The following is a 25,541-nucleotide window of genomic DNA, read 5'->3' on the forward strand; positions in this document are numbered from 1 at the left end:
TGTCCTCAGTTGCTCGCGTCCACTGTGTAGGTTCTGAAGTAACGACCCGTGATTACGGCCGGGTTGTCATCTTCATAGTGTTTCGGTGGTCATAGCGTTAGGGAAACGCCCGGTTACATTCCGAACCCGGAAGCTAAGCCTTTCAGCGCCGATGGTACTGCATGGGGGACCGTGTGGGAGAGTAGGACGCCGCCGAACTAAATGTGATAGCCGCAGGCCCTGGTCTTTGACCGGGGCCTGCGGCATTTTTGCGTTATGCCATCCCACATACGGCACGGCCGACTCGCCCTCACCGTCAGCTTCTGTGTCCAGGGGGTCGTCTTCGCCCTCCTCGTCACCCGGATCCCGGCGCTCAAGGATCAGTACGGGATGTCCGACGGACTGTTACCCGTCTTCCTCGCCGCCGTGCCGATCCTGGCCGGGGTGGGCAGCGTGGTCACCGGGCGGCTGGTGCGGAGAGTGCCGCCCGCGTATGTACTGCGCTGGGTGCAGCCCGTCGTCTGCCTCGCGCTGCCGGCGGTGGCCGTGGGGGACCGGCTGTGGCAAGCGGCCTGCGGGCTCGGGGTGTTCGGGCTCGCCGTGGGTGCGCTGGACGCGTCGATGAACATGCTCGGGGTGAGCCTGCAGCGTGCGTACGGGCGCAGCATCATGCTCGGCTTTCATGCCGCGTACAGCCTGGGAGGGATTGCCGGGGCGTCGCTCGCCTGGCTGGGAGCGCATCAGGGGCTGTCGTTGGCCCGGCTGGACGTGCCCGTCGTGGCCGTCGTCCTGCCGGCGGCGTTCATCGCGAGCCGGTGGTATGTCGTCCGGACCGCAGTGGAGCCGGACCCGGACTCGGGACGTCAGGCGTCCGAACCGGGTGCTGTTCGTGGGCTGTTGCCCCTCTGTCTCGTCATGACCTTCGCCTATATCGGTGATTCCACGGTCTCCAACTGGAGTGCCACATACCTGCATTCGGTGCTGCACGGCTCCGAACAGCTCGCGACCGTGCCCTACAACGTCTACATGGCGACCACGCTGATCGGCCGTTCGCTCGGGGATCTGACGGTTCGGCGTTTCGGTGCGGTGGCCGTCGTCCGTGCCGGGGCCGTGGTTGCTGCGGGTGGTTTTGCCGTGGTGGCGGTGGCGCCCGGAGCGTGGGTGGGGATAGGCGGGTTCACCCTCCTGGGCATCGGGCTGTGCGTCATCGTGCCGCAGATCTTCGCCGCCGCCGAGGACGATGCCGCCGTGGCCCGGCTCAATGTCTTCAACTACGTGGGATTTCTGCTCGGTTCGCCTCTCGTGGGTGCTCTGGGAGAGGTGTGGAGTTATCGCGGGGCGATGTGTGTGCCGATGACACTCGTTCTTGCAACGTTGTTGTACGTCCGCTCGTTCGCGGTGTTGTCCGACCGATACGGTGACGGTCATGAGCGGCCGCGCACAGCTGATGTGGGATGAGGCAGTAACGGGCTACGACTTCGGTCCCGGACATCCGATGGACCCGGTGCGGCTCGCGTTGACGATGCGTCTGGTCGAGGCCTTCGGGCTGGACAAGGCGGTGCGCGTCGTGGCGGCACCTCCGGCGGGGGAGTCGACGCTGCGGCTTGTGCACCGCGAGGACTACATCGCTGCCGTGCGCGCGGCTTCGGCGGATCCCGGGGCCGTACCGCATGCCGATGCCGCGGCCTTTCTCCCTTACGGGATCGGGACCACCGATGTACCGGCCTTTGCCGGCATGCACGAGGCCTCGGCCCTGATCGCCGGCCAGTCCGTCGCCGCGGCCGAGGCGGTGTGGAGCGGGGAAGCGACCCATGCGGTGAATTTCGCGGGCGGGCTGCACCACGCCATGCCGGGCGGCGCCTCGGGGTTCTGCATCTACAACGATGCCGCCCTGGCGGTGGCCCGGCTGCTCGAGCTCGGGGCCGAGCGGGTCGTGTACATCGATGTGGACGTGCACCACGGCGACGGCGTGCAGGCGGCCTTCTGGGAGGACCCGCGGGTGCTGACGGTTTCGCTGCACGAGCACCCCAGGACCCTTTTCCCGCAGACCGGTTGGCCCGAGGAGACGGGTGCGCCGGGCGCGGAGGGCAGTGCGGTGAACGTGGCGCTGCCGGCGGGGACCGGGGACGCCGGGTGGCTGCGGGCGTTCCACGCCGTGGTGCCCGAGCTGCTGGCCGCGTTCCGGCCGCAGGTGGTGGTGAGCCAGCACGGTGCCGACACGCACTTCGACGATCCGCTGGCGCATCTGGCGGTGTCGCTGGACGCGCAGCGGATGGCGGCGGAGGCGTGCCATGCGCTGGCCCATGAACATGCCGCGGGGCGCTGGGTCGCGTTGGGCGGGGGCGGGTACGCGGTGGTGGACGTGGTGCCGCGGTCGTGGACGCATCTGGTGGGGATCGCGGCCGGGCGGCCTGTCCCGCCGACGGCTGCGGTGCCGGAGGAATGGCGGGGGGAAGTGTTCCGGCGGACGCGGGAGTTGGGGCCGTTGCGGATGACGGACGGGCTGACGCCCGAGTGGCGGGACTTCGGGGAGTCGGGGTACGACCCTGCGGATCGGGTGGACCAGGCCGTGCTCGCCGTGCGGCGGGCTGTGTTTCCGGCGCACGGGCTGTTGCCCTAGGCCATGGGTACCGGTTTCGGTTGCTGCCGGTGGGCCGGTTGTGCCCACCCTCCCCCAGCTACCGCTGGGAGGTGCCCCCAGCCCTGCGGAACGCCTGCCCACAACCAGGAGGGCCCGATGGTGAGCACCGCCTCCTCCCTCCGCGCGCACCTGCTCTCCTCCGGGCTTGCCGGGACCGTGGCGACCTCGCGGGAAGGGAGTCTTCGGCGGTACCGGGGGTTCGTCGCGGGGGATCCGCGGGTGCTGATCGGTCTTGAGCCTGAATGTGACTGGCGCTTCGAGGACTTGTTACGTCTGATGAGCAACAGGTGTGGGGTTTCAGCCGATCCCCGGCTCACTTCCGGGCAGGACGTGATCGATCCGGAGCGGACGATCGTGGCACTCGGTGCCTTCGCCGAGCGGCTCGGCGCGGTGGCCGGGCGGCGCGGTGCGGTGCTGCTCGGGACCGGTCACCCGCACCGGCTCCTGGACTTCTACGCCGGGTTGGCCGCCGGCCTCTCGGCGGCGGGATGCGAAGTCCTCACCCTGGCGCAGGGTCGAAGTGTCGACATAACGACCCGGTTCGGGGTACGCACTTACAACCTTGACTACGTCCGAGGAGTCGCGCTGATGCGTGAACCCGGCGCGCGGGCGTCGGGGAGTGAGCCGGGCGCGCATACGCATTCACCCCTCCCGGTTCGGATCGCCCTGGACGCTGCCGCCGATGCCGGCGGCCCCCTGCCCGACCTGGTCATCGGGGACCACGGGTGGCTCTGCGGGGCAGGTCAGCTGGGGATTGAAGCCATCGGTCCGGCCGACTCGGACGACCCCGCTCCGTTCGTCGGGGAGGCCGAGGGGAGGGTGTCCGTGGTCGTTCCGCTTGATGACACTGTGCGGTCTGATTACTACCGACCGCTTACTCGCTATGTACTCAATCGAGCGTGTCTGTCACAGTAGGCGGCCGATGGCTGCTCCTCTTCCCCACTCGCATCACCCGCCCCTACTCTGGGGAGTGAGCGCGCAGCGACGAGGAGTCACCGGAGGGGAAGCCGGTGCGCGTCATGTGCGGAAGGTTCAGGTGTGTCATGGCTGCTGGCGAAAGGCCTCTCAACGAGGTCGTGTTCCTGACCGTGGCGGAAGTAGCCGCGGTGATGCGAGTGTCCAAGATGACCGTGTACCGCTTGGTGCACAGTGGTCATCTGCCGGCGATCCGGGTGGGCAGGTCCTTCCGGGTCCCAGAGCAAGCGGTGCACGAGTACCTCCGGGAGTCCTACGTGGGGGTGGAAACAGCCTGACGGGGGCCTCGGATTACGCTGTTCGCCCGGTGCCGGGTAGGCTGGCCCGATGTAGGTCGTGTGGGCTCGGACGCCCCGCACCGAGTGAATCGATGTAAGCGAGGGTAGTCGTGGGCTCTGTTATCAAGAAGCGGCGCAAGCGGATGGCCAAGAAGAAGCACCGCAAGCTGCTCAAGCGCACGCGCGTTCAGCGTCGCAACAAGAAGTAAGCGGCACGCCGCTGTGTTCGTCCCGCAGCCCTTCCACCGTTCCTGGTGGGAGGGCTGCGGTGCGTTGCAGTGAGTGAGCCTTTCGCTACGGCTTGAAATGTCGCTCGGTGCAGCGGGCGGTCATCACAGTGCAACAACGACCCGCTACCGTGGCCGCGGCAGGGCACTTCTGGTCGGGTGAGGGTGGAAGGAAGGCGCTGATCTTGGGGAAGGTCGTGCTCGTCACCGGAGTCGCACGGCAGCTGGGCGGCCGCTTCGTCCGCCGCGTCCTGCGCGAGCCCGACGTCGACCGCGTCATCGGGGTGGATGCAGTGCCACCCGAGCACCGCCTCGGCGGGGCCGAATTCATACGGGCGGACATCCGCCACCCCACGATCGGCAAGCTCCTGGCCGAACACGCCGTGGACACCGTCGTCCACATGGACGTCAGCGGCACCTCGCTGGCCAAGCGGGGCAGCCGGACCGCGGTCAAGGAGACCAACGTCATCGGCACCATGCAGCTGCTCGGCGCCTGCCAGAAGACGCCCTCCGTCAAGCGGCTCGTGGTCAAGTCGAGCACCAACGTCTACGGCTCCGCACCCCGCGACCCCGCCGTCTTCACCGAGACCACCCCGCCCAAGTCCCTGCCCAGCGGCGGCTTCGCCAAGGACACCGTCGAGGTCGAGGGCTATGTGCGCGGCTTCGCGCGCCGTCGGCCCGACGTGGCCGTGTGCGTCCTGCGGTTCGCCAACATCCTCGGGCCCTGCGCCGATTCGCCGCTCGCGGAGTACTTCTCGCTGCCCGTCCTGCCCACGGTCCTCGGCTTCGACCCCCGGCTGCAGTTCGTCCACGAGGACGACGCGATCGAGGTGCTGCGCATGGCCACCGGCGAGCCGGCCCGCTCCACGCTCAACAGCGGCACCTTCAACATCGCGGGAGACGGCGTTCTGCTGCTCTCCCAGGCCGCCCGACGGCTCGGGCGCCCCACCCTCCCCTTCTTCCTGCCCAGCGTCACCTGGGTGGGCTCGGTGCTGCGCTCGGTCGGGGCCCTGGACTTCTCGCCCGAGCAGGTCCGGCTGCTCACCCACGGCCGGGTCGTCGACACCACGCAGATGCGCGAGACGCTGGGCTTCCACCCCCGCTACTCCACTGCGGACGCCTTCGCGGACTTCGCCCGCAGCCGCGGCCCGGGACTGCTGCCGCCCGAGACCCTCGCCCGTACCGTCGACCGGATCGCCGCGCTGGTGCCTGCCGGCCGCAATCAGAACTGAGGAGCGCACCCACCATGGCGGATGCGAAGGTCATCCCGTTCGGCGACGATCCACGGGCCAAGCGGAGGCCCAAGCGGCCCGCGCGCGGCCGGGTCGGCCGGACGTCCGCGCCGCTCACCCCCGTACCGGCGCAGCGGGACGAGCCGCAGCAGCCCGCCGACGTCCAGCCGGTGCCGTCCGGCGCGGCTCAGGCCCCGGAGGAGGGCGGCTGGGACCGGCGGCTGGCGCACGGGCTGAGCTTCCTGCGGCGGCGGATCACGGGCGAGTACGAGGTCGACGACTTCGGCTTCGACGAGGAGCTGACCGAGCAGGTCGTGATGTCCGCGCTGCGGCCGGTCTACGAGAAGTACTTCCGGGTCGAGGTGAAGGGCCTGGAGAACATCCCCGACAAGGGTGCGGCGCTGATCGTCGCCAACCACTCCGGGACGCTCCCGTGGGACGGCCTGATGCTCCAGGTCGCGGTCCACGACCGGCACCCGGCCGCGCGGCACCTGCGGATGCTCGCCGCGGACCTGGTCTTCCGGCTGCCGGTCGTCAACGAGCTCTCCCGCAAGCTCGGGCACACCCTCGCCTGCGCCGAGGACGCCCAAGGGCTGCTGGAGCGCGGGGAGTTGGTGGGGGTGATGCCGGAGGGCTTCAAGGGGATCGGGAAGCCCTTCGCCGAGCGGTACAAGCTGCAGCGCTTCGGCCGGGGCGGGTTCGTCTCCACGGCACTGCGTGCCGGTGCGCCGATCGTGCCGTGCTCGATCGTGGGTGCGGAGGAGATCTACCCCATGGTCGGTAACGCCAGAACGGTGGCACGGCTGTTCGGCTTCCCCTACTTCCCGCTGACGCCGACGTGGCCGTGGCTGGGCCCGCTGGGGCTGGTGCCGCTGCCGACGAAGTGGACGATCCAGTTCGGCGAGCCCATCCCCACGGACGGGTACTCGCCGGAGGCGGCGGACGACCCGATGCTGATGTTCAACCTCACGGACCAGGTGCGGGAAACGATTCAGCACACCCTCTACAAGCTGCTGGTACAGCGGCGGTCGGTGTTCTTCTGAGTCCGAGGGAAGAACACCGACCGCGCTTGTTTCCTACTTGTCTTCCTGGCCGTGGATGCCCAGGCCCGGCAGGACGTCCGGGGGCAGCAGCGGCGGGATGACGATGGGCGGCTTGCCGGACTGCTTGCCGTCCTTGCCCGGGGAGCCGGACGTGCCCGAGCTGTCGGGCGCGGGCTGCAGCAGGCCCGTACCGCCGAGGAGCCCCTCGCCCTCGTCGCGATTGCCCGGGGCGGACGAACGCGGGCTGCTGCTCGGGTGCTTGCCGTCCGTGGTGGACGGGGACTGCGGGGCGGGCGCGGAACGGCCCGCGCTGCCTCCGGCGTGCGGCGAGGCGCTGCCCCGGTCGGGAGCCGCGTGCCTGCCCTTGGGCTGCCGCAGCAGGCCCTGCAGCGGCTCGACTTCATCGTCTATGGCGGTGAAGACCGAATTCACCTTGTCCCCCACATCGGTGAGGGGGAGGGGCAGCCGCTCGCGCAGCTGGCTCCAGCCCTCGCGGTGCGAGGAGGCGAACGAGGACAGCCGGCGGATCGGGCCCAGGGAGCCGTCGCGCTGGTAGGCCGCGTACAGCAGCCGGTGGCCGTTGGCCGCGTCCTCCTGCATGCCGAAGAGGGTGCGGCGGATCTCGCTGAGCGACTCGTGGTCGAGGTGCCCGGAGCGGCCGCGCTCCATGAGGCGGCGGGCCTCGGCCAGGCGCATCGACGCCTGGTCGAGGAAGAGGCCGCCGCGGTCGGCGTCGCCGTCGGCCATGCCGAGCTTGAGGTCCTCGATGCCGCGCTTCAGCCCGTAGAGGGTGTCGCCCGGCAGGGCGTTGGAACTCGCCGACGCCACGCCGCCGAACGCGCCCGCCGCCACGCCCACCGTGAGCCCGCCGGCCGCGAGCCCCTTGGACCAGCGGGAGCGCGGTCGGAGCCGGCCCAGCGGCAGGGCCCGGTGGGCGCCCCGGCCGGTGGCCGCGCCTTCGCGCGGCTGGGGGACCGTGGTGCCGCCGCCCGCGAACTGGCTCTCCATGGCGGCGATCAGCTGGGCCCGCTGGACGGTTTTCACCTCGGGATCCAGCTCGGGGGCCGGCAGTTCGCCGAGCCCGCTCGCCAGGGCCAGCAGCCGGGCCTGTTCGGCGTCCTCCGCCGGTGGTCCGGGCCGTGCAGCCGCCGCGCCCTGGAGGTCCTGTTCCTCCAGGGCCTGGGCGAAGGCGTTCGCCCGCCGGTGCGCCGAAACATTCGCGATCACGGGCGGCACCTCCTCTCGTCATGACGGTCGACTCCCCTGGACACCAGTAGGGTTGCACGCCTTGAGGGCATCCACTCGAACGAGTGAGTAGACAGGGGTTGGGCGCGACCTCGGGAAGTCTGCATCCCGGACAACGAGTGGCGCGGCAGTCGGGTTACGCGGATACGGGGGCGGGGGGAAGCACACACGGTCTCAGCGGGCGTCGTCCGGCAGGAGTCGGGCCAGGGTGCGCACGGCCCGGTACTGGAGGGTCTTGATGGCGCCCTCGTTCTTCCCCATCACCCGGGCGGTCTCGGCGACCGAGAGGCCCTGCAGGAACCGGAGGGTGACGCACTCCTGCTGCTGTGGATTGAGTTTGCGCACCGCCTCCAACAGGGCTGCGTTGGAAAGGGATTCGAGGACGGAGTCCTCCGGGCTGCGCTCGACCTCGTTCGCGTCGAGCATCTCTCCCGTGGTCACTTCGAGCCGGAACCTTGACGACTTGAAGTGGTCGGCGACGAGGTTGCGGGCGATGGTCACCAGCCAGGCGCCGAAGTCCCGGCCCTGCCAGGTGAAGGTGCCGATACGGCGCAGGGCGCGCAGGAACGTCTCACTCGTGAGGTCCTCGGCCGTGGCCCGGCCGCCGACCCGGTAGTAGATGTAGCGGTAGACGGTGTCGGCGTACTGGTCGTAGAGGCGGCCGAAGGCCTCGGCCTCGCCGGCCTGGGCGCGCTCGACCAGGTCCAGCATGCGTGCGCTGTCGCTGTCGGCGCTCGGGCGGCGGGTGGTCGTGGTCGCGGCGGCGCCGCGGCGGGCTCGTCTGCCGACGGCCGCGCTGCTCTCGGCGAGGGCGTAGAGGGGACCGGCCGGGCCGCCGTTCCCTACGGCCGGTCCGGGTGTGGCGAGGGCGGGGACGGCATACGCGGTGGGGACGAAGCCGCGCAGACGGTCGACGACCGCTGCGCGCAGCGTAGCCAGGCCCGAGGCGTCAACCCCGACGTGTGGGTACACGGGACTCCCAGAGGCAGAGCTTCCATCACGTGCAGTGCGGGACCGTTCACTCGCCGTGGGGACAAGTGGGTACCGGTTTGCGTCTGAGGAGAATAACCCTTCGTACAGGCAGCGCTACACCGAGTTGCTCAAATCATCGTTTCCATGCGATCTGAGCCCGATTGCTGCTCGATCAAATATCGAACTCTGAGCGGAAGTTGACCGGTTTTGCCGAGGGTGTGGCCGATTCGGCAGCGTGTTGTGGCAATCCGGACACGCAAGGACTGTCGTGGGCCATGTGGGGGTATGACAACAGGATTGCCTGCGGGGTGAAATCGGTTACGGCCCGTGGCGAGGAGGCGCGCCGGGGCTGTCGCCCGATGTGGTGATGGCGTGGCAACCCCGGGGGGACGGGCCGGAGTTGCCCCCGCCGGGTGTCAGCGGCGGCGCCGGTGCAGGGCGACGGCCGCCGCGGCGCCGCCCGCGAGGGCGCCCACGGCAGCCGCCGCGGGGATGCCGATCTTCGCGGCCTTGCGGCCGGTGCGGTAGTCGCGCAGCCGCCAGCCGTGCTCGCGCGCGTGCTTCTGCAGCCGGCCGTCGGGATTCACCGCATAGGGGTGCCCGACGATCGACAGCATCGGGATGTCGTTGTGGGAGTCGCTGTAGGCGGCGCAGCGGGACAGGTCCAGGCCCTCGGCGGAGGAGAGCGCGCGGACGGCCTCGGCCTTGGCCGGGCCGTGCAGCAGTTCGCCGACGAGCTTGCCGGTGTAGACGCCGCCGACGGACTCGGCGACCGTGCCCAGTGCGCCGGTCAGGCCCAGCCGGCGGGCGATGATCGTGGCGGTCTCCACCGGGGCGGCGGTGACGAGCCAGACCTTCTGTCCGGCGTCCAGGTGGGCCTGGGCGAGGGCGCGGGTGCCGGGCCAGATGCGCTCGGCCATGTACTCGTCGTAGATCTCCTCGCCGATGGTCATCAGCTCGGAGACGCGGTGGCCCTTCACGATGGACAGCACGCTGTCGCGGGCGTCCTGGATGTGCTCGGGGTCCTCCATGCCGGCCAGCCGGAAATAGGCCTGCTGCCAGGCGAAGCGGAGCAGGTCGCGCTTGCCGAAGAAGCGCCGCTTGTAGAGGCCGCGCCCGAAGTGGAACATGGCGGCGCCCTGCATCACGGTGTTGTCGAGGTCGAAGAAGGCGGCCGCCTTTTCGTCGCCCGCGACCGGGAATTCCGGCTCGGGCTGCGCGGGGGTCTCCGGCTCGAGCGGGGCGGACGCCTCGTCGCTCTCCTGGGCGGACTTGCGGGCTGCTTCTGCCGAGGCCTCGCCCGCCAGCACGCTGCGGGCGGTGGCGGAGCGCTTGCGGGAAAGGAGCCATCCGAGTGCGGCCATGCCGTGAGCATAGCCAGTTTGTTCGGAGTATCCGGAGCCGGGACGATGCGATGGCGTGAACACTGCGTATCGGTGCGGCTACCCGGCGGCTATCCGCCCAGTGCCTTGCGCAGCCTGTCCGGATTCACCCGCCAGAAGTCGTGCTGCTCACCGTCGACGAGGACGACCGGAATCTGTTCCCAGTACTTACGGTGCAGTTCCGCGTCCTGCTCGATGTCCTTCTTCTCCCAGCGCGCGCCCAGTTCGCCGCAGACCCGCTCGATCACGGCCTCGGCGTCGTCGCAGAGATGGCAGCCGGGCTTGCCGATCAGAGTGACCATGGAATCGGCGGGGTTCTTGCGGGCGCTACGGCGCAGCAGCGGGCTCATGTCCGTCATTGTGCCGGGTGCCGCCGCGGGGCAGCTGTCGCGCCGTCGTCCCGCAGGGGTCCCGCCGGGTGTCCGGGCGGAGAATCCGGATGCCTGAGTCGACTGCCATCGTGGGCGTTTTGTCCGAAGAGGAAGCAGTGCGGTGAGGAGTGAACGCCCGTGTCCCCGTCGACGCACCTGTGGTGCGCGTGCGGCCTGTGTGACGGTCGCAACGGCGCGGGCATTGGTTCCCGGAGTGGGCCTAAAGACCGCGTGAGCCCGGTCACTTTGCCCGGACAAAGCGGACACCATCTTTGTGCACGCGTTCACAAAGGCATAGCCTGCGTTCGACGGGGCGGTCCTGGGACGAGGCGCCGCCTGCAGCCCCGCTCTACCCGCAGGAGCACCGTGGCAACTGGCCGAACTCACCGACCGGCGACCCGAAGCCGAGGGATTCCCGAGGCCACCGTCGCCCGGCTACCGCTGTATCTGCGTGCGCTGACCGCGCTCTCCGAGCGCTCGGTCCCCACGGTCTCCTCCGAGGAGCTCGCGGCCGCGGCGGGCGTCAATTCCGCCAAGCTCCGCAAGGACTTCAGCTACCTCGGCTCCTACGGCACCCGCGGTGTCGGCTACGACGTCGAGTACCTCGTCTACCAGATCTCCCGCGAACTCGGCCTCACCCAGGACTGGCCGGTCGTGATCGTCGGCATCGGCAACCTCGGCGCCGCCCTGGCCAACTACGGCGGCTTCGCCTCGCGCGGCTTCCGTGTCGCGGCCCTGATCGACGCAGACCCCGCCATGACCGGCCGGCCGGTCGCCGGGCTGCCCGTGCGGCACACCGACGAACTCGAGTCGATCATCGAGGACAACGGCGTCTCCATCGGCGTCATCGCGACCCCCGCCGGTGCCGCGCAGCAGGTCTGCGACCGGCTCGTGGCGGCCGGGGTCACCTCGATCCTCAACTTCGCGCCCACCGTGCTGGCCGTTCCGGAGGGCGTGGACGTCCGCAAGGTCGACCTGTCGATCGAGCTGCAGATCCTCGCCTTCCACGAGCAGCGCAAGGCCGGCGAGGAGACCACCGCGCCGTCCGCCGGTGCCGCAGGCGCCGCCGCGGCGGCCGCCGTTGCCGCGCGCCCGGCCACGGGCGGCAGGAAGGGACCGGAGGGGGACGTCCCCGCCGTGATGCCGGCATGAGCCTCCTGGTCGTCGGACTGAGCCACCGCAGCGCGCCCGTGAGCGTGCTGGAGCGGGCCGCCCTCGCGCGCGAGACGCAGGCGCGCCTGGTGCACGACACGCTGGCCGCCGAGCCCGCCACCGAGGCGGCCGTGCTCGCCACCTGCAACCGCATCGAGCTCTACGCCGACGTGGACAAGTTCCACGCCGGTGTGGCCGAGCTGTCCACGCTGCTCGCCCGGCACTCGGGCGTCGGCCTGGAGGAGCTCACCCCGTACCTGTACGTGCACTACGAGGACCGGGCCGTCCACCACCTCTTCTCGGTGGCGTGCGGGCTGGACTCGATGGTCGTCGGCGAGGGCCAGATCCTCGGCCAGATCAAGGACGCGCTCGCCCTCGGCCAGGAGCTGCACACCGCCGGGCGGCTGCTGAACGACCTGTTCCAGCAGGCCCTGCGGGTGGGCAAGCGCGCCCACAGCGAGACGGGCATCGACAAGGCGGGCCAGTCCCTGGTCACCTTCGGCCTGGAGCGGCTCGCCCGCGACGTGCCGGTGGCCGACTGGATCGCGGGCAAGCGCGCCCTGGTCATCGGCGCAGGCTCGATGTCCTCGCTCGCCGCCGCCACGCTCGCGCGCGCGGGCGTGGCGCACGTGTCCGTCGCCAACCGCACCCTGGACCGGGCCGAGCGGCTCGCCCGGATCCTCACGGAGCCGGGCGCCTCCGGCGGTTCCGGGGGCCTCACGGCCTCGGCAGTGGGGATGGCCGCCGTGGCCGGCGAGCTGGCGCTCGCGGACGTCGTGGTGAGCTGCACGGGTGCAACGGGCCTGGTGCTGACGGCGGACGACGTCCGGGACGCGCTGGCGGCCCGCGGGGCCGCAGACGCTTCCGCCGACGCGACGGACCCGGGTCCGTCGGCCGCCCGCCAGGGCGCCGGCACCGGACTCGCCCTGCTCGACCTCGCCATGCCGCGGGACGTCGACGCCGCCGTGCACCGCATCGGTGGCGCCCGGCTCGTCGACATCGAGACCCTGGCCGAGGCCTCCGCCGACGCCCCCATGGCCGCCGACGTCGACCAGGTGCGCGCCATCGTCTCCGACGAGGTCGCCGCCTTCGGCGCCGCGCAGCGGGCCGCGCACATCACGCCGACCGTGGTCGCCCTGCGCACCATGGCCGCCGGTGTCGTGGCCGGCGAGATGGCCCGGCTCGACGGGCGGCTGCCCGGCCTGGACGACAAGCAGCGCGCGGAGATCACGCAGACCGTGCGCCGCGTCGTCGACAAGCTCCTCCATGCGCCCACCGTGCGGGTCAAGGAGCTCGCCTCCACCCCCGGCGGCGCCGGCTACGCCGATGCGCTGCGGGAACTCTTCGACCTCGATCCGCAGGCCGTGGCTGCCGTCAGCCGCGCCGACACGCGGACCTCACGGGAGCCGTCATGAACGACACCACTACACCGCTGCGCCTCGGCACCCGCCGCAGCAAGCTGGCCATGGCCCAGTCGGGGCAGGTCGCCGAGGCAGTGCAGCAGCTCACCGGCCGCCCCGTCGAGCTGGTCGAGATCACCACGTACGGCGACGTCTCGCGCGAGCACCTCGCGCAGATCGGCGGCACCGGCGTCTTCGTCTCCGCGCTGCGCGACGCACTGCTCGCGGGTGAGATCGACTTCGCCGTGCACTCGCTGAAGGACCTGCCGACCCACCAGCCGGACGACCTCGCGCTCGCCGCGATCCCGGTCCGCGTGGACCCGCGCGACGTGCTGGTGGCCCGCGACGGGCTGACTTTCGAGGAACTTCCGGACGGCGCCCGCATCGGAACCGGCTCGCCGCGCCGCATGGCGCAGCTCAACTCCTGGGCGCGCACGCTCGGACGGCGCATCGAGACCGTGCCGATCCGCGGCAACATCGACACCCGGCTCGGCTACGTCGCCAAGGGCGAGCTGGACGCCGTCGTGCTCGCCGCCGCCGGTCTGACCCGCCTCGGCAGGATCGGGGACGCCACCCAGTTCCTGGAGACCGACGCAGTTTTGCCCGCCCCCGGCCAGGGGGCCCTGGCGATCGAGTGCGCCGCGACCAACGCGCCCCTCGCCGCCACGCTCGCCGAGCTCGACGACCCGTACACGCGGGCCGCCGTGACCGCCGAGCGTTCCCTGCTCGCCGCCCTGGAGGCCGGCTGCAGTGCACCCGTGGGCGCACTGGCCGACCTTCTGGCCGTCGGGCAGGTTGTCACCGAAATGCGCCTGCGCGGCGTCGTCGGCACCACCGACGGCTCCACGCTGGTGCAGCTGTCCATCACCGGTCCCGTGCCGGCGTCCAGCGAAGAGGCAGTTGCCATGGGGCAGTTGCTCGCCGCGGAGATGCTCGACAAGGGTGCGGCCGGTCTTATGGGGGAGCGAGCACTTTGAACCCCACCGCCCCGAACCACCCCACGCACGGGCACGTCACCTTCCTCGGTGCCGGACCCGGAGACCCGGGACTGCTGACGCTGCGCGCCGTGGAGGCGCTGGCGGCCGCGGACGTCCTGATCGCCGATCCGCAGGTGCTCGACGTGGTGCGCACGCATGCGCGCGCCCATGTGGACATGCCTGCGCAGACGGTTACTGACGAGGCATCAAAAACCGCGGACATCCCCGTACTCAGGGACACGGCCAATCTTGTCATGTCGGCCGCGCGCGGCGGCAAGCGGGTCGTCCGTGCCGTGCTCGGCGACCCCGGGCTCGACGGCAACGCCGCCGACGAGATGCTGGCCTGCGCCGACGGCGGCATCACCTTCGAGGTCGTGCCGGGCGTCGCCACGGCCGTCGGCGTGCCCGCGTACGCCGGTGTGCCGCTGCGCGACGGCCAGGGCGGCGACGTCCGTTTCGTCGACGCCCGCACCGCCACCGCCACCTGCTGGAGCGAGGTCGGCGCGAGCGAGACCACCGCGGTCGTCTCCACCACGCTCGACGCGGTCGTCTCCGCGGCCGGCGAGCTGGTCTCCGCCGGGCGCAAGCCCGAGACGCCGGTGAGCGTCACCGTGGCCGGCACCACCACCCGCCAGCGCACCTGGACCGCCACCCTCGGCACGGTCGCCCAGGTGCTCAAGGCCGCCAAGGTGCTGCCCTCGCCCGACGGCCGGCAGCCCGTCATAGCCGTGGTCGGCGAGCGCAGCGCGGCCGCACGGCGCGACCGGCTCTCGTGGTTCGAGTCCAAGCCGCTCTTCGGCTGGAACGTCCTCGTCCCGCGGACCAAGGAGCAGGCCGCCTCGCTCTCCGACCAGCTCCGCTCGTACGGCGCCGTGCCGCACGAGGTGCCGACCATCGCCGTCGAACCGCCGCGCACCCCGCAGCAGATGGAGCGCGCGGTCAAGGGCCTGGTCACCGGCCGCTACGAGTGGATCGCCTTCACGTCCGTCAACGCCGTCAAGGCGGTGCGCGAGAAGTTCGAGGAGTACGGGCTCGACGCGCGCGCCTTCGCCGGCATCAAGGTCGCGGCCGTCGGCGAGCAGACCGCCCGGTCGCTGATCGAGTTCGGCGTCAAGCCGGACCTGGTGCCCAGCGGCGAGCAGTCGGCCGCCGGCCTGCTGGAGGACTGGCCGCCCTACGACCCGGTCTTCGACCCGATCGACCGCGTCTTCCTGCCGCGCGCCGACATCGCCACCGAGACCCTGGTGGCCGGCCTGATCGAGCTGGGCTGGGAGGTCGACGACGTCACGGCCTACCGGACCGTGCGCGCCTCGCCGCCGCCGGCCGAGACCCGCGAGGCGATCAAGGGCGGCGGCTTCGACGCCGTGCTGTTCACCTCGTCCTCCACCGTGCGGAACCTGGTCGGCATCGCCGGCAAGCCGCACAATGTCACCGTCATCGCCTGCATCGGACCGGCCACCGCGAAGACCGCGGAGGAACACGGCCTGCGGGTGGACGTGCTGTCGCCCGAGCCCTCGGTGCACAAACTCGCCGAGGCGCTCGCGGAGTTCGGCGCGGCCCGGCGCGACGCGGCCCTGGAGGCCGGCGATCCGGTCACCCGTCCGAGCGAGCGACGGCCCGGATCGCGCAGAAGGGCACGGAGTTGAGCACGACGTACGGAACCTTCCCCGGATCGCGGCCCCGCCGGCTGCGCACCACGCCCGCCATGCGGCGCATGGTCGCGGAGCACCGGCTGGACCCGGCCGACCTGATCCTGCCCGCCTTCGTGCGGGAGGGCATCGCCGAGCCGGTGCCGATCTCCGCCATGCCGGGGGTCGTCCAGCACACCCGCGACACGCTGCGCAAGGCCGCGGTCGAGGCGCTGGAGGCGGGCGTCGCCGGGATCATGCTCTTCGGCGTGCCCGAGGACGCGAAGAAGGACGCCCTGGGCACCGCCGGGACGGACCCCGACGGCATCCTCCAGGTCGCCATCCGGGACGTGAAGGCGGAGGTCGGCGACGAGCTCGTCATCATGTCCGACCTCTGCCTGGACGAGTACACCGACCACGGCCACTGCGGCGTGCTCGACGGGCAGGGCCGCGTGGACAACGACGCGACGCTGGAGCGCTACGCCGAGATGGCGCAGGTCCAGGCCGACGCGGGCGTCCATGTGGTGGGCCCCAGCGGCATGATGGACGGCCAGGTCGGCGTTATCCGCGACGCCCTCGACCAGACCGGGCACGAGGACGTCTCCGTCCTCGCCTACACGGCCAAGTACGCGTCCGCGTTCTACGGGCCCTTCCGCGAGGCCGTCGGCTCGTCCCTCCAGGGCGACCGCAAGACCTACCAGCAGGACCCGGCGAACGCCCGCGAATCGCTGCGCGAGCTGGAGCTGGACCTCGCCGAGGGCGCCGACATGGTGATGGTCAAGCCGGCGCTGCCGTACCTGGACGTGCTGCAGCGGGTCGCGGACTCCGTGGACGTGCCGGTGGCGGCGTACCAGATCTCCGGCGAGTACGCGATGATCGAGGCGGCGGCCGCCAACGGGTGGATCGACCGCGACCGCGCGATCCTCGAGGCCCTCACCGGCATCAAGCGGGCCGGTGCGAACATGATCCTGACGTACTGGGCGACCGAGGTCGCGCGGGGGCTGTAAGGGCCTGGGCAGGGGGTGACGGGCCGAAAGCGCCCGTCACCCACACAGGTTGAGTCTCCGGGAATCGGGCTTGATCCGGCGTTCGCAAACCAACATGACTACTGTGCGTGTCAGGATGCTTACGCTACGGAGGCGTGCATGAGTCATGATCCCGAACTCACGGATGACTGGGAGTACACGCTCCAGGTCCCTCCCGACCCCATGGCGCCGTGCATCGCACGGCGCACCCTGCGCACCATCTTCGAGGAACACGGATTCCTCGAACTGGCCGACACCGCCGAGCTGCTGACCTCCGAGCTCGTCACCAACGCCTACCGCTACAGCGACGGCCCCGCCTCCGTCCGCGTCAAACGCGAGGGCGACCGCGTGCGCGTCGCCGTCTGGGACACCAACCCCCGCCTCCCCGCGCTCGACACCGTCTCCCTCCCCGACGCCGAGACCGAGGCCGAACAGGGGCGCGGGCTCGGGCTGGTGCAGTGGTGCGCCGACAGCTGGGGCGGATTCGCCCTGCGCGACCAGCCCCAGGGGCTCGTCGGCAAGCTCATCTGGTTCGAACTCGGTGCCGGAGCGGGCGCCGGTGTGCGACAGGGCCCCTCCCGGTCCGGGAAGGGCCCTGTCGCATAAGGCAGTTGAGAGGCGGCTGCCTACAGGCGCTCGGGCGTCCGCAGGCCCAGCAGCGCCATACCCTGCCGCAGGGTGCGCGCCGTCAGGTCGCACAGGAACAGACGGTTCTCCACGAGCTCCGCCGACTCCGCCTTGAGCACCGGGCACTGGTCGTAGAACGTCGTGTACGCCGACGCCAACTGGTACAGGTACGCGGCCAGCTTGTGCGGCTCGTAGGTCTCCGCCGCCCCCGCCAGGATCTCCGCGAACTCGTCCAGGTGCAGCGCCAGCGCGCGCTCCGCCGGGGCCAGCGCCAGCTCCGGGTGCGCCTTCGGGGAGACGTCCCCCGCCTTGCGCAGGATCGACTGGATCCGCGCGTACGCGTACTGGAGGTAGACGCTGGTGTCGCCGTTGAGCGAAACCATCTGGTCCAGATCGAACTTGTAGTCGCGGATGGCCGACGTCGACAGGTCCGCGTACTTCACCGCGCCGATGCCCACCTGCGCGGCGCGCTCGGCGATCTCCTCCTCGGAGAGGTCCTGCGCCTTCTCGCGCACCACCGTCGCCGCGCGCTCCACGGCCTCGTCCAGCAGGTCCACCAGACGCACCGTCTCGCCCTCACGGGTCTTGAACGGCTTGCCGTCCTTGCCCAGCACCGTGCCGAACGCCAGCTGCACGGCCTTGACTTCGCCATTCAGCCAGCCCGCCCGGCGGGCCGTCTCGAAGACCATCTTGAAGTGCAGCGACTGCCGCGCGTCCACCACGTAGATCAGGGTGTCCGCGCCCAGTTCCTGCACGCGGTTGCGGATCGCCGACAGGTCCGTCGCCGCATAGCCGAAACCGCCGTCCGACTTCTGCACGATCAGCGGCACCGGGTTGCCGTCGGGACCCTTGACGTCCTCGAAGAACACGCACAGCGCGCCCTCCGACCGCACCGCGACGCCGGACTCCTCCAGCAGGCGGCACGTCTCGGCCAGCATGTGGTTGTAGCCGGACTCGCCGACCACGTCCGCGTCCTCGATCGTCATGTCCAGCTTGTCGAAGACCGAGTAGAAGTAGATCTTCGACTCGTCGACGAACCGCTGCCACAGCGCGAGCGTCTCCTCGTCGCCCGCCTGCAGGTCCACCACGCGGCGGCGCGCACGCTCCTTGAAGTCCGCATCCGCGTCGAACAGCGCACGCGAGGCCTTGTACAGGCGGTTGAGGTTCGACATCGCCTCCTCGCCCGAGGCGGCCTGGTCCTGCTCGCCCTCGTGGTCCAGCTCGTGCGGGTGCTCCAGCAAGTACTGGATGAGCATGCCGAACTGGGTGCCCCAGTCGCCGATGTGGTGGCGGCTGACGACCTTCTCGCCCGCGAACTCCAGGATCTTCACGACGGCATCGCCGATCACCGCCGACCGCAGGTGACCGACGTGCATCTCCTTGGCCACGTTCGGCTGGGCCCAGTCGATGACCGTCGTGCCCGGCTTCTCCTTCAACGGCACGCCCAGACGCGCGTCCGCGACCCGCGCCGCCAGCGTCTCGGTGATCGCCCGGTCCGAGACCGTGATGTTCAGGAAGCCCGGGCCCGAGACCTCGATCTCCTCGATCAGACCACCGGCCGGCAGGCCCTCGACGACCTTGGCCGCCAGCTCCCGCGGATTGCCCTTGAGCCTCTTCGCCAGCGCCAGCATGCCGTTGGCCTGGAAGTCCGCCCGGTCGCTCCGTCGCAGCAGCGGGTCGGCGGAACCGGCCTCCGGCAGGGCGGCCGAGAGGGCGTCCGAGATGCGCTGCTGGAGCGTGGAAGCGAGAGAGGGAACCGAAGCCATGGGATGGGTGCCATTCCGGTAGACGGCATTGTGGTGATGGCACCGAGTATCCCATGCGCCTACCACGGCACTCCGGGAATTCCCGGCCGCCCCGGGCAACCCCGGAACCCGTGCCGCCGTCTGGGACAATGGTCATGCCAGGACCGTCAGGAAGGAAGTGCCGTGGCTCAGGCTCAGAGCAACGAGGCCGACTGGGTCTCCCGATTCGCCGACGAGGTCATCGCCGAAGCGGAGCGCCGCGCACCCGGCAAACCGATCACCGTCGCCTCGGGACTGTCGCCCTCCGGCCCGATCCACCTGGGCAACCTGCGCGAGGTCATGACCCCGCACCTGGTCGCCGACGAGATCCGCCGCCGCGGCCACCAGGTCCGTCACCTGATCTCCTGGGACGACTACGACCGCTACCGCAAGGTCCCGGCCGGCGTCCCCGGCATCGACGAGTCCTGGGCCGCCCACATCGGCAAGCCGCTCACCTCCGTGCCCGCCCCGGCCGGCTCCGAGTACCCCAACTGGGCCGAGCACTTCAAGGCCGCCATGGTCGCCTCGCTCGCCGAGCTCGGCATCGAGTACGACCCGATCAGCCAGACCGAGCAGTACACCTCCGGTGTCTACCGCGAGCAGATCCTGCACGCGATGAAGCACCGCGGCGACATCGACGCGATCCTCGACCAGTACCGGACGAAGGACAAGGCGACCGGCAAGCCGAAGAAGCAGCAGCAGAAGCCCGTCGACGAGGCCGAGCTGGAGGCCGCCGAGGGCTCCGGCGCCGCCGCCGAGGACGACGGCAGCGCGGGCACCGCGGGCTACTTCCCGTACAAGCCCTACTGCGCCGCCTGCGAGCGCGACCTCACCACCGTCACCGCCTACGACGACGGGACCACCGAGCTCGCCTACACCTGCGTGTGCGGTCACTCCGAGACCGTCCTGCTCAGCGAGTTCAACCGCGGCAAGCTGGTCTGGAAGGTCGACTGGCCCATGCGCTGGGCCTACGAGGGCGTCGTCTTCGAGCCCTCCGGCGTCGACCACTCCTCGCCCGGCTCCTCCTTCGTCGTCGGCGGCCAGATCGTCCGCAAGGTCTTCGGCGGCGAACAGCCCATCGGCCCGATGTACGCCTTCGTCGGCATCAGCGGCATGGCCAAGATGTCCTCCTCCAAGGGCGGCGTCCCCACCCCCGGCGACGCGCTGAAGATCATGGAGGCGCCGCTGCTGCGCTGGCTCTACGCCCGCCGCAAGCCCAACCAGTCCTTCAAGATCGCCTTCGACCAGGAGATCCAGCGCCTCTACGACGAGTGGGACAAGCTGGAGAGCAAGGTCGCCGACGGCACCGTGCTCCCCGCCGACGCCGCCGCCCACAGCCGCGCCGTTCGCACCGCGGCCGGCGAGCTGCCGCGCACCCCGCGCCCGCTCCCGTACCGCACGCTCGCCTCCGTCGCCGACATCACCGCCGGCCACGACGAGCAGACGCTGCGCATCCTCAGCGACCTCGACCCCGAGAACCCGGTCACCGGCCTCGACGAGGTCCGCCCCCGGCTCGACCGCGCCGAGCACTGGATCAACACCCAGGTCCCGGCCGAGTCCCGCACCATCGTCCGCGAGGAGCCCGACACCGAGCTCCTCGCCTCCCTCGACGGCCAGGCGCGCGAATCCCTGCGCCTGCTGCTCGACGGGCTCGACGACCACTGGTCGCTCGACGGGCTCACCACGCTCGTCTACGGCGTGCCCAAGGTCCAGGCCGGCCTGGAGCCGGACGCCAAGCCCACCCCCGAGCTCAAGGTCGCCCAGCGGTCCTTCTTCGCCCTGCTCTACCACCTGCTGGTGAGCCGGGACACCGGCCCGCGCCTGCCCACGCTGCTGCTCGCCGTGGGCGCCGACCGCGTGCGCAAGCTGCTCGCCGCGTAGGCACGACGACGAAGAGGGCCGCTCCCGGAATCCGGGAGCGGCCCTCTTCGTTCGTTCGCTACTTCTTGTTGGCGTTGCCCACCGCCGTCACGACCTGCTTGGCCGCGTCCTGGGCGTTCTTCGTCATGTCGCCGGCGTCGGGCGTCTTCGCGCCCTCGTAGCCCGCGCCGCTGTACTTCACGGTGATGACGACGTTGGCCGTGCGGGCCACCACCGTCTCGTTCTGGAAGTCGTTGTCGTCCTTCTTCGTCTGCGACGAGACCGTGGTGGCCTCGTCGCCGATGCCGGACGTCTTCTCCGACTTCGCGTCCTTGGCGCCGTCCGCGGTCGTCGCCGCCGTCGCCTGCTTCGCGGCGAAGTCCGTGGCACGCTTCTCGCCCGTGCCGAGGGTGGGGTCCGAGGCGAATCGCTTCAGCGAGACCGTCAGCGAACGGAACTGCTGGTTCTTGACGTCCTCGGAGTTCAGGCCGCTCCAGAAGCAGCTCGCCGAGTCGTTGACGTCACTGGAGGGCAGCGCCTTGCCCTCCTTCTTGTCCGCCTTCGGCACCAGGTTGTCGATGGCCTTCTCGTCGAGGGTCTTGCAGACCTCCGGCAGCTTGGCGAACGCCGCCGCCTTCACCGTCGGCGTGGCGTTGGGCGTGGCCGACTGGGACGGCTTGCCCGATTCCTTCTTCTCGCCGCCGCCCCCGCCCGACGAGCAGCCGGTGGCGACGAGCATCACCGGTACTGCGGCGCAGGCGAGGATTCGGGCGAGTCGCGGGGCTGTACGTCGGTGCATGGGTCCTTCGCTCATTCGATGGGGGATGTCGCGTGGGAGTTGTCGCGTTACGCGGCACGGTACGCGGCCCGCGCCCGGCACAGGCCCGATCGGGGCGGTACTCGCCGGGGCGGTGCGCCGGAGTGCGCTAATTGCCGAAGTGCCCCGCGTCGAGCTCACGGGCCAGGCCGTGGGCCTTGCCCTGCAGGTCCTGGGCGGAGGGTACGTGCTGCTTGTCCGTCGACCACTGGTCGTACGCGATCGTCACCAGCACGTTGGACGACCGGAAGACGACCGTCACGTCACGGTGCACGCCCGAGGCCGCCGTGGCCAGCCGGTCGTCGATGAACGCGTCGTCCCCGAGGTCGTCGAGCGTCCGCGGCGCCAGGGCCGGGTCCGCGGAGGGGGAGGCGGAGGCCGAGGGGGACGCGGCGGGGGAGGCCGACAGCTGCGGGCCGGGTGCGTTGCCGATGCTCGGACTCGCCGAGGGCGTTGTGGGCGCGGAGGGCGCGGAGGCGCTCGGGGAGGGCGAGCCGGAGGCCGCCGGGATGTGCGCGGCGGTGGCCTGGCGCGCGTAGAGCTGCTCGGCGCGGGCCTCGTCGCTCACGCCCGGCTGGTACGACACCACGCGCTCGAAGTCGACCGACAGGTGCCGGGCGCCGTCCGGCGACTCCACCTTCCAGCGGCAGCCGACGCGGCGGTCGGTGTCGTAGGTGATCGTGGGCTGGCCCTTGTAGAGCTTGTCGGCGCCGGCATCGTCGTCGTCGGTCGCGGTCGCGCCGTCCGGCAGCATCCGGCGCAGCGTGTCCCGCCCGACGTAGCTGCACGGCTCGGGGAGGCTGTGGTACTTCCCCGGCTGCGCGGCGGGTGCCGAGGCCCCCGCGCGTCCCGGCCTGGCATCGTCGGCCCCGCCCGTGGCCCCGGACCCCGAACTGCATCCCGCGAGCCCGGCCGCGAGCACGACCGCGGCCAGTGCGGCTGCCGGTGCGTACGCCCTGTGCTGCACTGTCCGTGGCTCCCTTCGCCGAAAACTGGTTGCCCCCGCACGGCGGCGGCCGGGAACAATGTCTACAGCACGGGCCGCCACGCCCGCCGGTTCGCTGTCGCGGATGAGCGGTTGGTCCGGCTTTTTGCTTTATCGACATTTTTCGGGGGAATGAGGAAGGTATGTCCTACACCGAGGTGCCCGGCGCCCGGGTGCCCATCCGCATGTGGGCGGATCCCGCCACGGTGGAGCCGGTCGCCATGCAGCAGCTGCGCAACGTCTCCACCCTGCCGTGGATCGAGGGCCTGGCCGTCATGCCCGACGTCCACTTCGGCAAGGGGGCGACGGTCGGCTCCGTGATCGCCATGCGCGGAGCGGTGTGCCCGGCTGCGGTCGGTGTGGACATCGGCTGCGGCATGTCCGCGGTGAAGACGTCGCTCACGGCGAACGACCTGCCGGGCGACCTGTCGCGCCTCCGCTCGCGGATCGAGGCGGCGATCCCGGTCGGCTTCGCCATGCACGACGATCCGGTCGACCCGCGCCGCCTGCACGGCCTGCCGACGGCGGGGTGGGACGACTTCTGGGGGCGGTTCGACGGGGTGGCCGAGGCGGTCAAGTTCCGGCAGGGGCGGGCGCTGAAGCAGATGGGTTCGCTCGGCGGCGGAAATCACTTCTGCGAAGTCTGCATCGACGGCGAGGGCTCGGTGTGGCTGATGCTGCACTCCGGCTCCCGCAACATCGGCAAGGAGCTGGCCGAGTACCACATAGGCCAGGCGCGGAAGCTGTCGCACAACCAGAACCTGGTGGACCGCGACCTCGCCGTGTTCCTTGCGGACACCCCGGAGATGCAGGCCTACCGGCACGACCTGTTCTGGGCGCAGGAGTACGCGCGGCACAACCGCGAGATCATGATGGCCCTGTTCCGGGACGTGGTCCGCAAGGAGTTCGCGAAGGCGAAGGTGGCGTTCGAGCCGGTCATCTCCTGCCACCACAACTACGTGGCCGAGGAGACCTACGAGGGCGTCGACCTGCTGGTCACCCGCAAGGGTGCGATCCGCGCGGGCGGCGGCGAGTACGGCATCATCCCGGGCTCGATGGGCACGGGTTCGTACATCGTGCGCGGTCTGGGCAACGAGGAGTCGTTCAACTCCGCCTCGCACGGCGCCGGCCGGCGGATGAGCCGCAACGCCGCGAAGAAGCGGTTCTCCGAGCAGGACCTGGCGGATCAGACGCGGGGCGTCGAGTGCCGCAAGGACCGCGGCGTGGTCGACGAGATCCCGGCCGCGTACAAGCCCATCGAGCAGGTCATGGAGCAGCAGCGGGACCTCGTCGAGGTCGTGGCGAAGCTCAAGCAGGTCGTGTGCGTGAAGGGTTGACGGGCGCGGGCGGCCGGAAGGCCGCCCGGACGGCCAACACCGGCCCCGTTACCGTCGGTTGACACAACGTTCACTCCATCCCCCCTCCCCCCGACGCATACGCGCCCCGAGAGTCGGAATGGTCACTCTGTGGCTTCACCCGACTCCAGGGAGGGACATTCATGCCTGATCTGACACGGCGCAGACTGCTCGGTACGGCGGCGGGCGCGGCCGGCGGCGGGGCGGCGTTGGCGTTGCTGCCGCCCAGTGTGCAGCGGGCCGTGGCGGCGGGGGCCGCTGCGGGCGGTTCGCTCGCGGACGTGAAGCACGTGGTTCTGCTGATGCAGGAAAACCGTTCGTTCGACCACTACTTCGGCACCCTCAAGGGCGTCCGCGGCTTCGCCGACCCGCATGCGCTGAAGCTGCCGAACGGGCGCAGTGTGTTCCACCAGCCCGACAAGGAGAACCCCAAGGGCTATCTGCTGCCCTTCCGTCTCGACACGCGCAAGACGAGCGCGCAGGCGATCCCGTCCACGAGCCACGAGTGGGGCGTTCAGCACGAGGCGTGGAACGGCGGGAGGATGGACCGGTGGTTGCCGGCGCACCGCAGACCCGACGCGGACGGGAAGGACGCCCCGTACGTGATGGGGTACCACACGCGCGAGGACATCCCGTTCCAGTTCGCTCTCGCGGAGACGTTCACCGTCTGCGACAACTACTTCTGTTCGGTCTTCGGGCCGACCTGGCCCAACCGGCTGTACTGGATGACGGGCACGATCGACCCGGGCGGGACCCGGGGCGGGCCCGTCGTCGACAACACCGCGCCGTCGCCGTACCGCTGGACCACCTACGCGGAGCGGCTGCAGGCGGCGGGGGTCAGCTGGCGGGTGTACCAGCAGGAGGACAACTACGGCACGAACATGCTGGAGGAGTTCCGGCAGTTCAAGCACCTCAAGCCGGGCAACCCGCTGTACGACCGCGGGGTGCGCAAGACGCCGGAGGGGACGTTCGAGGCGGACGCCCGCAACGACCGGCTGCCGGCCGTCTCGTGGATCCTGCCGACGGGGCACCAGTCCGAGCACCCGGACTACATGCCGGCGGCGGGTGCGGACTTCGTGGCGAAGAAGATCGAGGCCATCGCCGACAATCCGGAGGTGTGGCGGAAGACGGTCTTCGTCCTCAACTACGACGAGAACGACGGGCTGTTCGACCATGTGCCGCCGCCGGTACCGCCGAAGGGGACGAGGGACGAGTACGTGAAGGGGCTGCCGATCGGCGGCGGGTTCCGGGTGCCGTGTCTGATCGTCTCGCCGTGGACGGTGGGCGGCTGGGCGGCGGGCGAGGCCTTCGACCACACGTCGACGCTGCGGTTCCTGGAGCGGGTGACGGGCGTGCGGGAGCCGAACATCAGCGCCTGGCGGCGGCGGGCGTTCGGGGATCTGACGTCGGCGTTCGGGTTCGGGGCGCCGGCCGGGAAGGCGCCGGGCGTTCCGGGTGACACCGCGGAGCAGCTGCGGCAGGCGGAGTGGGAGGTCTCCCACCTGCCGAAGCCGAAGCTGCCGGGGGCCGACCAGCACGAGCCGCGGCAGGAGCCGGGGACCCGGCCCCGGAGGTGACGGTCCCGC

The 25,541-nt window shown here is 70.8% G+C and carries 23 protein-coding genes and 1 rRNA gene; 17 read left to right on the forward strand and 7 right to left on the reverse strand.

Annotated features, from left to right (window positions below; translation table 11 throughout):
- Positions 1-81: 81 nt before the first annotated feature.
- From rrf to ACLHRZ_RS22095, 8 genes are all read left to right on the forward strand, one after another.
- Positions 82-198, forward strand: a 5S ribosomal RNA gene (gene rrf / locus ACLHRZ_RS22060).
- Positions 199-255: 57 nt separating this feature from the next.
- The gene (locus tag ACLHRZ_RS22065; RefSeq protein ID WP_490420228.1) at positions 256-1,437 is read left to right on the forward strand and encodes an MFS transporter; all 1,182 of its coding nucleotides are present in this window, start codon (positions 256-258) and stop codon (positions 1,435-1,437) included.
- On the forward strand, positions 1,406-2,599 hold the full coding sequence (locus ACLHRZ_RS22070) for an acetoin utilization protein AcuC (protein WP_490420229.1): 1,194 nt from the start codon (positions 1,406-1,408) through the stop codon (positions 2,597-2,599). The genes ACLHRZ_RS22065 and ACLHRZ_RS22070 overlap by 32 nt, the downstream gene beginning before the upstream one ends.
- A 117-nt stretch (positions 2,600-2,716) precedes the next feature.
- Positions 2,717-3,535, forward strand: a complete 819-nt coding sequence (locus ACLHRZ_RS22075; RefSeq protein ID WP_490420230.1) for a phosphatase — start codon at positions 2,717-2,719, stop codon at positions 3,533-3,535.
- 128 nt (positions 3,536-3,663) lie between these two features.
- A complete protein-coding gene (locus ACLHRZ_RS22080; RefSeq protein ID WP_067299677.1) occupies positions 3,664-3,873 on the forward strand; it encodes a helix-turn-helix domain-containing protein in 210 nt (69 codons plus the stop codon).
- 110 nt (positions 3,874-3,983) lie between these two features.
- A complete protein-coding gene (locus tag ACLHRZ_RS22085) occupies positions 3,984-4,082 on the forward strand; it encodes a 30S ribosomal protein bS22 (RefSeq protein ID WP_003948845.1) in 99 nt (32 codons plus the stop codon).
- A 203-nt stretch (positions 4,083-4,285) separates the two neighbouring features.
- The gene (locus tag ACLHRZ_RS22090; protein ID WP_490420231.1) at positions 4,286-5,332 is read left to right on the forward strand and encodes an NAD-dependent epimerase/dehydratase family protein; all 1,047 of its coding nucleotides are present in this window, start codon (positions 4,286-4,288) and stop codon (positions 5,330-5,332) included.
- A 14-nt stretch (positions 5,333-5,346) separates the two neighbouring features.
- Positions 5,347-6,375: a lysophospholipid acyltransferase family protein gene (locus tag ACLHRZ_RS22095; protein WP_490420232.1), complete on the forward strand. Its 1,029-nt coding sequence runs from the start codon at positions 5,347-5,349 to the stop codon at positions 6,373-6,375.
- 33 nt (positions 6,376-6,408) lie between these two features.
- Here ACLHRZ_RS22095 and ACLHRZ_RS22100 read toward each other — a convergent pair whose 3' ends face one another.
- From ACLHRZ_RS22100 to ACLHRZ_RS22115, 4 genes are all read right to left on the reverse strand, one after another.
- Positions 6,409-7,602: a DUF5667 domain-containing protein gene (locus ACLHRZ_RS22100; RefSeq protein ID WP_490420233.1), complete on the reverse strand. Its 1,194-nt coding sequence runs from the start codon at positions 7,600-7,602 to the stop codon at positions 6,409-6,411.
- A gap of 192 nt (positions 7,603-7,794) precedes the next feature.
- On the reverse strand, positions 7,795-8,592 hold the full coding sequence (locus ACLHRZ_RS22105; RefSeq protein ID WP_490420234.1) for an ECF subfamily RNA polymerase sigma factor, BldN family: 798 nt from the start codon (positions 8,590-8,592) through the stop codon (positions 7,795-7,797).
- A gap of 416 nt (positions 8,593-9,008) precedes the next feature.
- Positions 9,009-9,956, reverse strand: coding sequence for an HAD family hydrolase (locus ACLHRZ_RS22110; RefSeq protein ID WP_490420235.1), 948 nt, complete (start codon positions 9,954-9,956; stop codon positions 9,009-9,011).
- Between the two features lie 89 nt (positions 9,957-10,045).
- Positions 10,046-10,324, reverse strand: coding sequence for a glutaredoxin family protein (locus ACLHRZ_RS22115; RefSeq protein WP_490420236.1), 279 nt, complete (start codon positions 10,322-10,324; stop codon positions 10,046-10,048).
- 387 nt (positions 10,325-10,711) lie between these two features.
- Here ACLHRZ_RS22115 and ACLHRZ_RS22120 point away from each other — a divergent pair, with 387 nt between their 5' ends.
- From ACLHRZ_RS22120 to ACLHRZ_RS22145, 6 genes are all read left to right on the forward strand, one after another.
- On the forward strand, positions 10,712-11,497 hold the full coding sequence (locus ACLHRZ_RS22120; protein WP_490420237.1) for a redox-sensing transcriptional repressor Rex: 786 nt from the start codon (positions 10,712-10,714) through the stop codon (positions 11,495-11,497).
- Positions 11,494-12,912 carry a glutamyl-tRNA reductase gene (locus ACLHRZ_RS22125; protein ID WP_490420238.1) on the forward strand — a complete coding sequence of 473 codons (1,419 nt, stop codon included), beginning with the start codon at positions 11,494-11,496 and terminating at the stop codon, positions 12,910-12,912. Before ACLHRZ_RS22120 ends, ACLHRZ_RS22125 begins: the two co-directional genes overlap by 4 nt.
- Positions 12,909-13,874: a hydroxymethylbilane synthase gene (gene hemC / locus ACLHRZ_RS22130; RefSeq protein WP_490420239.1), complete on the forward strand. Its 966-nt coding sequence runs from the start codon at positions 12,909-12,911 to the stop codon at positions 13,872-13,874. Before ACLHRZ_RS22125 ends, hemC begins: the two co-directional genes overlap by 4 nt.
- Entirely contained in the window at positions 13,871-15,520 is a 1,650-nt protein-coding gene (locus ACLHRZ_RS22135; protein WP_490420240.1) for a bifunctional uroporphyrinogen-III C-methyltransferase/uroporphyrinogen-III synthase, read from the forward strand. The genes hemC and ACLHRZ_RS22135 overlap by 4 nt, the downstream gene beginning before the upstream one ends.
- A complete protein-coding gene (gene hemB / locus ACLHRZ_RS22140; RefSeq protein ID WP_490420241.1) occupies positions 15,517-16,509 on the forward strand; it encodes a porphobilinogen synthase in 993 nt (330 codons plus the stop codon). Before ACLHRZ_RS22135 ends, hemB begins: the two co-directional genes overlap by 4 nt.
- 138 nt (positions 16,510-16,647) lie before the next feature.
- Positions 16,648-17,133: an ATP-binding protein gene (locus tag ACLHRZ_RS22145; RefSeq protein ID WP_336413175.1), complete on the forward strand. Its 486-nt coding sequence runs from the start codon at positions 16,648-16,650 to the stop codon at positions 17,131-17,133.
- Positions 17,134-17,153: 20 nt separating this feature from the next.
- On the opposite strand, the gene argS is transcribed toward ACLHRZ_RS22145, so the two are convergent.
- Positions 17,154-18,920 carry an arginine--tRNA ligase gene (argS, locus tag ACLHRZ_RS22150; protein WP_490420242.1) on the reverse strand — a complete coding sequence of 589 codons (1,767 nt, stop codon included), beginning with the start codon at positions 18,918-18,920 and terminating at the stop codon, positions 17,154-17,156.
- 162 nt (positions 18,921-19,082) lie between these two features.
- Here argS and lysS point away from each other — a divergent pair, with 162 nt between their 5' ends.
- The gene (lysS, locus tag ACLHRZ_RS22155; RefSeq protein ID WP_490420243.1) at positions 19,083-20,819 is read left to right on the forward strand and encodes a lysine--tRNA ligase; all 1,737 of its coding nucleotides are present in this window, start codon (positions 19,083-19,085) and stop codon (positions 20,817-20,819) included.
- Between the two features lie 58 nt (positions 20,820-20,877).
- Here the strand turns inward: lysS and ACLHRZ_RS22160 are convergent, their stop codons facing one another.
- Both ACLHRZ_RS22160 and ACLHRZ_RS22165 read right to left on the reverse strand, forming a co-directional pair.
- Positions 20,878-21,597, reverse strand: coding sequence for a hypothetical protein (locus tag ACLHRZ_RS22160; protein ID WP_490420244.1), 720 nt, complete (start codon positions 21,595-21,597; stop codon positions 20,878-20,880).
- Between the two features lie 127 nt (positions 21,598-21,724).
- Positions 21,725-22,582 carry a hypothetical protein gene (locus tag ACLHRZ_RS22165; protein WP_490420245.1) on the reverse strand — a complete coding sequence of 286 codons (858 nt, stop codon included), beginning with the start codon at positions 22,580-22,582 and terminating at the stop codon, positions 21,725-21,727.
- A gap of 161 nt (positions 22,583-22,743) precedes the next feature.
- Between ACLHRZ_RS22165 and ACLHRZ_RS22170 the strand changes: the two genes are divergently transcribed.
- Entirely contained in the window at positions 22,744-23,937 is a 1,194-nt protein-coding gene (locus tag ACLHRZ_RS22170) for an RtcB family protein (RefSeq protein ID WP_490420246.1), read from the forward strand.
- A 161-nt stretch (positions 23,938-24,098) separates the two neighbouring features.
- Entirely contained in the window at positions 24,099-25,532 is a 1,434-nt protein-coding gene (locus tag ACLHRZ_RS22175) for an alkaline phosphatase family protein (RefSeq protein WP_490420247.1), read from the forward strand.
- Positions 25,533-25,541: the final 9 nt, after the last annotated feature.

It is taken from the genome of Streptomyces sp. AM25 (assembly GCF_058146165.1).

Excerpts from the sequence above, each read along its gene's own strand:
- ACLHRZ_RS22065 (WP_490420228.1), top strand. The coding sequence starts at position 256 with ATGCCATCCCACATACGGCACGGCCGACTCGCCCTCACCGTCAGCTTC.
- ACLHRZ_RS22070 (WP_490420229.1), top strand. The coding sequence starts at position 1,406 with ATGAGCGGCCGCGCACAGCTGATGTGGGATGAGGCAGTAACGGGCTAC.
- ACLHRZ_RS22075 (WP_490420230.1), top strand. The coding sequence starts at position 2,717 with ATGGTGAGCACCGCCTCCTCCCTCCGCGCGCACCTGCTCTCCTCCGGG.
- ACLHRZ_RS22080 (WP_067299677.1), top strand. The coding sequence starts at position 3,664 with ATGGCTGCTGGCGAAAGGCCTCTCAACGAGGTCGTGTTCCTGACCGTG.
- ACLHRZ_RS22095 (WP_490420232.1), top strand. The coding sequence starts at position 5,347 with ATGGCGGATGCGAAGGTCATCCCGTTCGGCGACGATCCACGGGCCAAG.
- ACLHRZ_RS22110 (WP_490420235.1), bottom strand. The coding sequence starts at position 9,956 with ATGGCCGCACTCGGATGGCTCCTTTCCCGCAAGCGCTCCGCCACCGCC.
- ACLHRZ_RS22115 (WP_490420236.1), bottom strand. The coding sequence starts at position 10,324 with ATGAGCCCGCTGCTGCGCCGTAGCGCCCGCAAGAACCCCGCCGATTCC.
- ACLHRZ_RS22125 (WP_490420238.1), top strand. The coding sequence starts at position 11,494 with ATGAGCCTCCTGGTCGTCGGACTGAGCCACCGCAGCGCGCCCGTGAGC.
- hemC (WP_490420239.1), top strand. The coding sequence starts at position 12,909 with ATGAACGACACCACTACACCGCTGCGCCTCGGCACCCGCCGCAGCAAG.
- ACLHRZ_RS22145 (WP_336413175.1), top strand. The coding sequence starts at position 16,648 with ATGAGTCATGATCCCGAACTCACGGATGACTGGGAGTACACGCTCCAG.
- argS (WP_490420242.1), bottom strand. The coding sequence starts at position 18,920 with ATGGCTTCGGTTCCCTCTCTCGCTTCCACGCTCCAGCAGCGCATCTCG.
- ACLHRZ_RS22160 (WP_490420244.1), bottom strand. The coding sequence starts at position 21,597 with ATGCACCGACGTACAGCCCCGCGACTCGCCCGAATCCTCGCCTGCGCC.
- ACLHRZ_RS22170 (WP_490420246.1), top strand. The coding sequence starts at position 22,744 with ATGTCCTACACCGAGGTGCCCGGCGCCCGGGTGCCCATCCGCATGTGG.
- ACLHRZ_RS22175 (WP_490420247.1), top strand. The coding sequence starts at position 24,099 with ATGCCTGATCTGACACGGCGCAGACTGCTCGGTACGGCGGCGGGCGCG.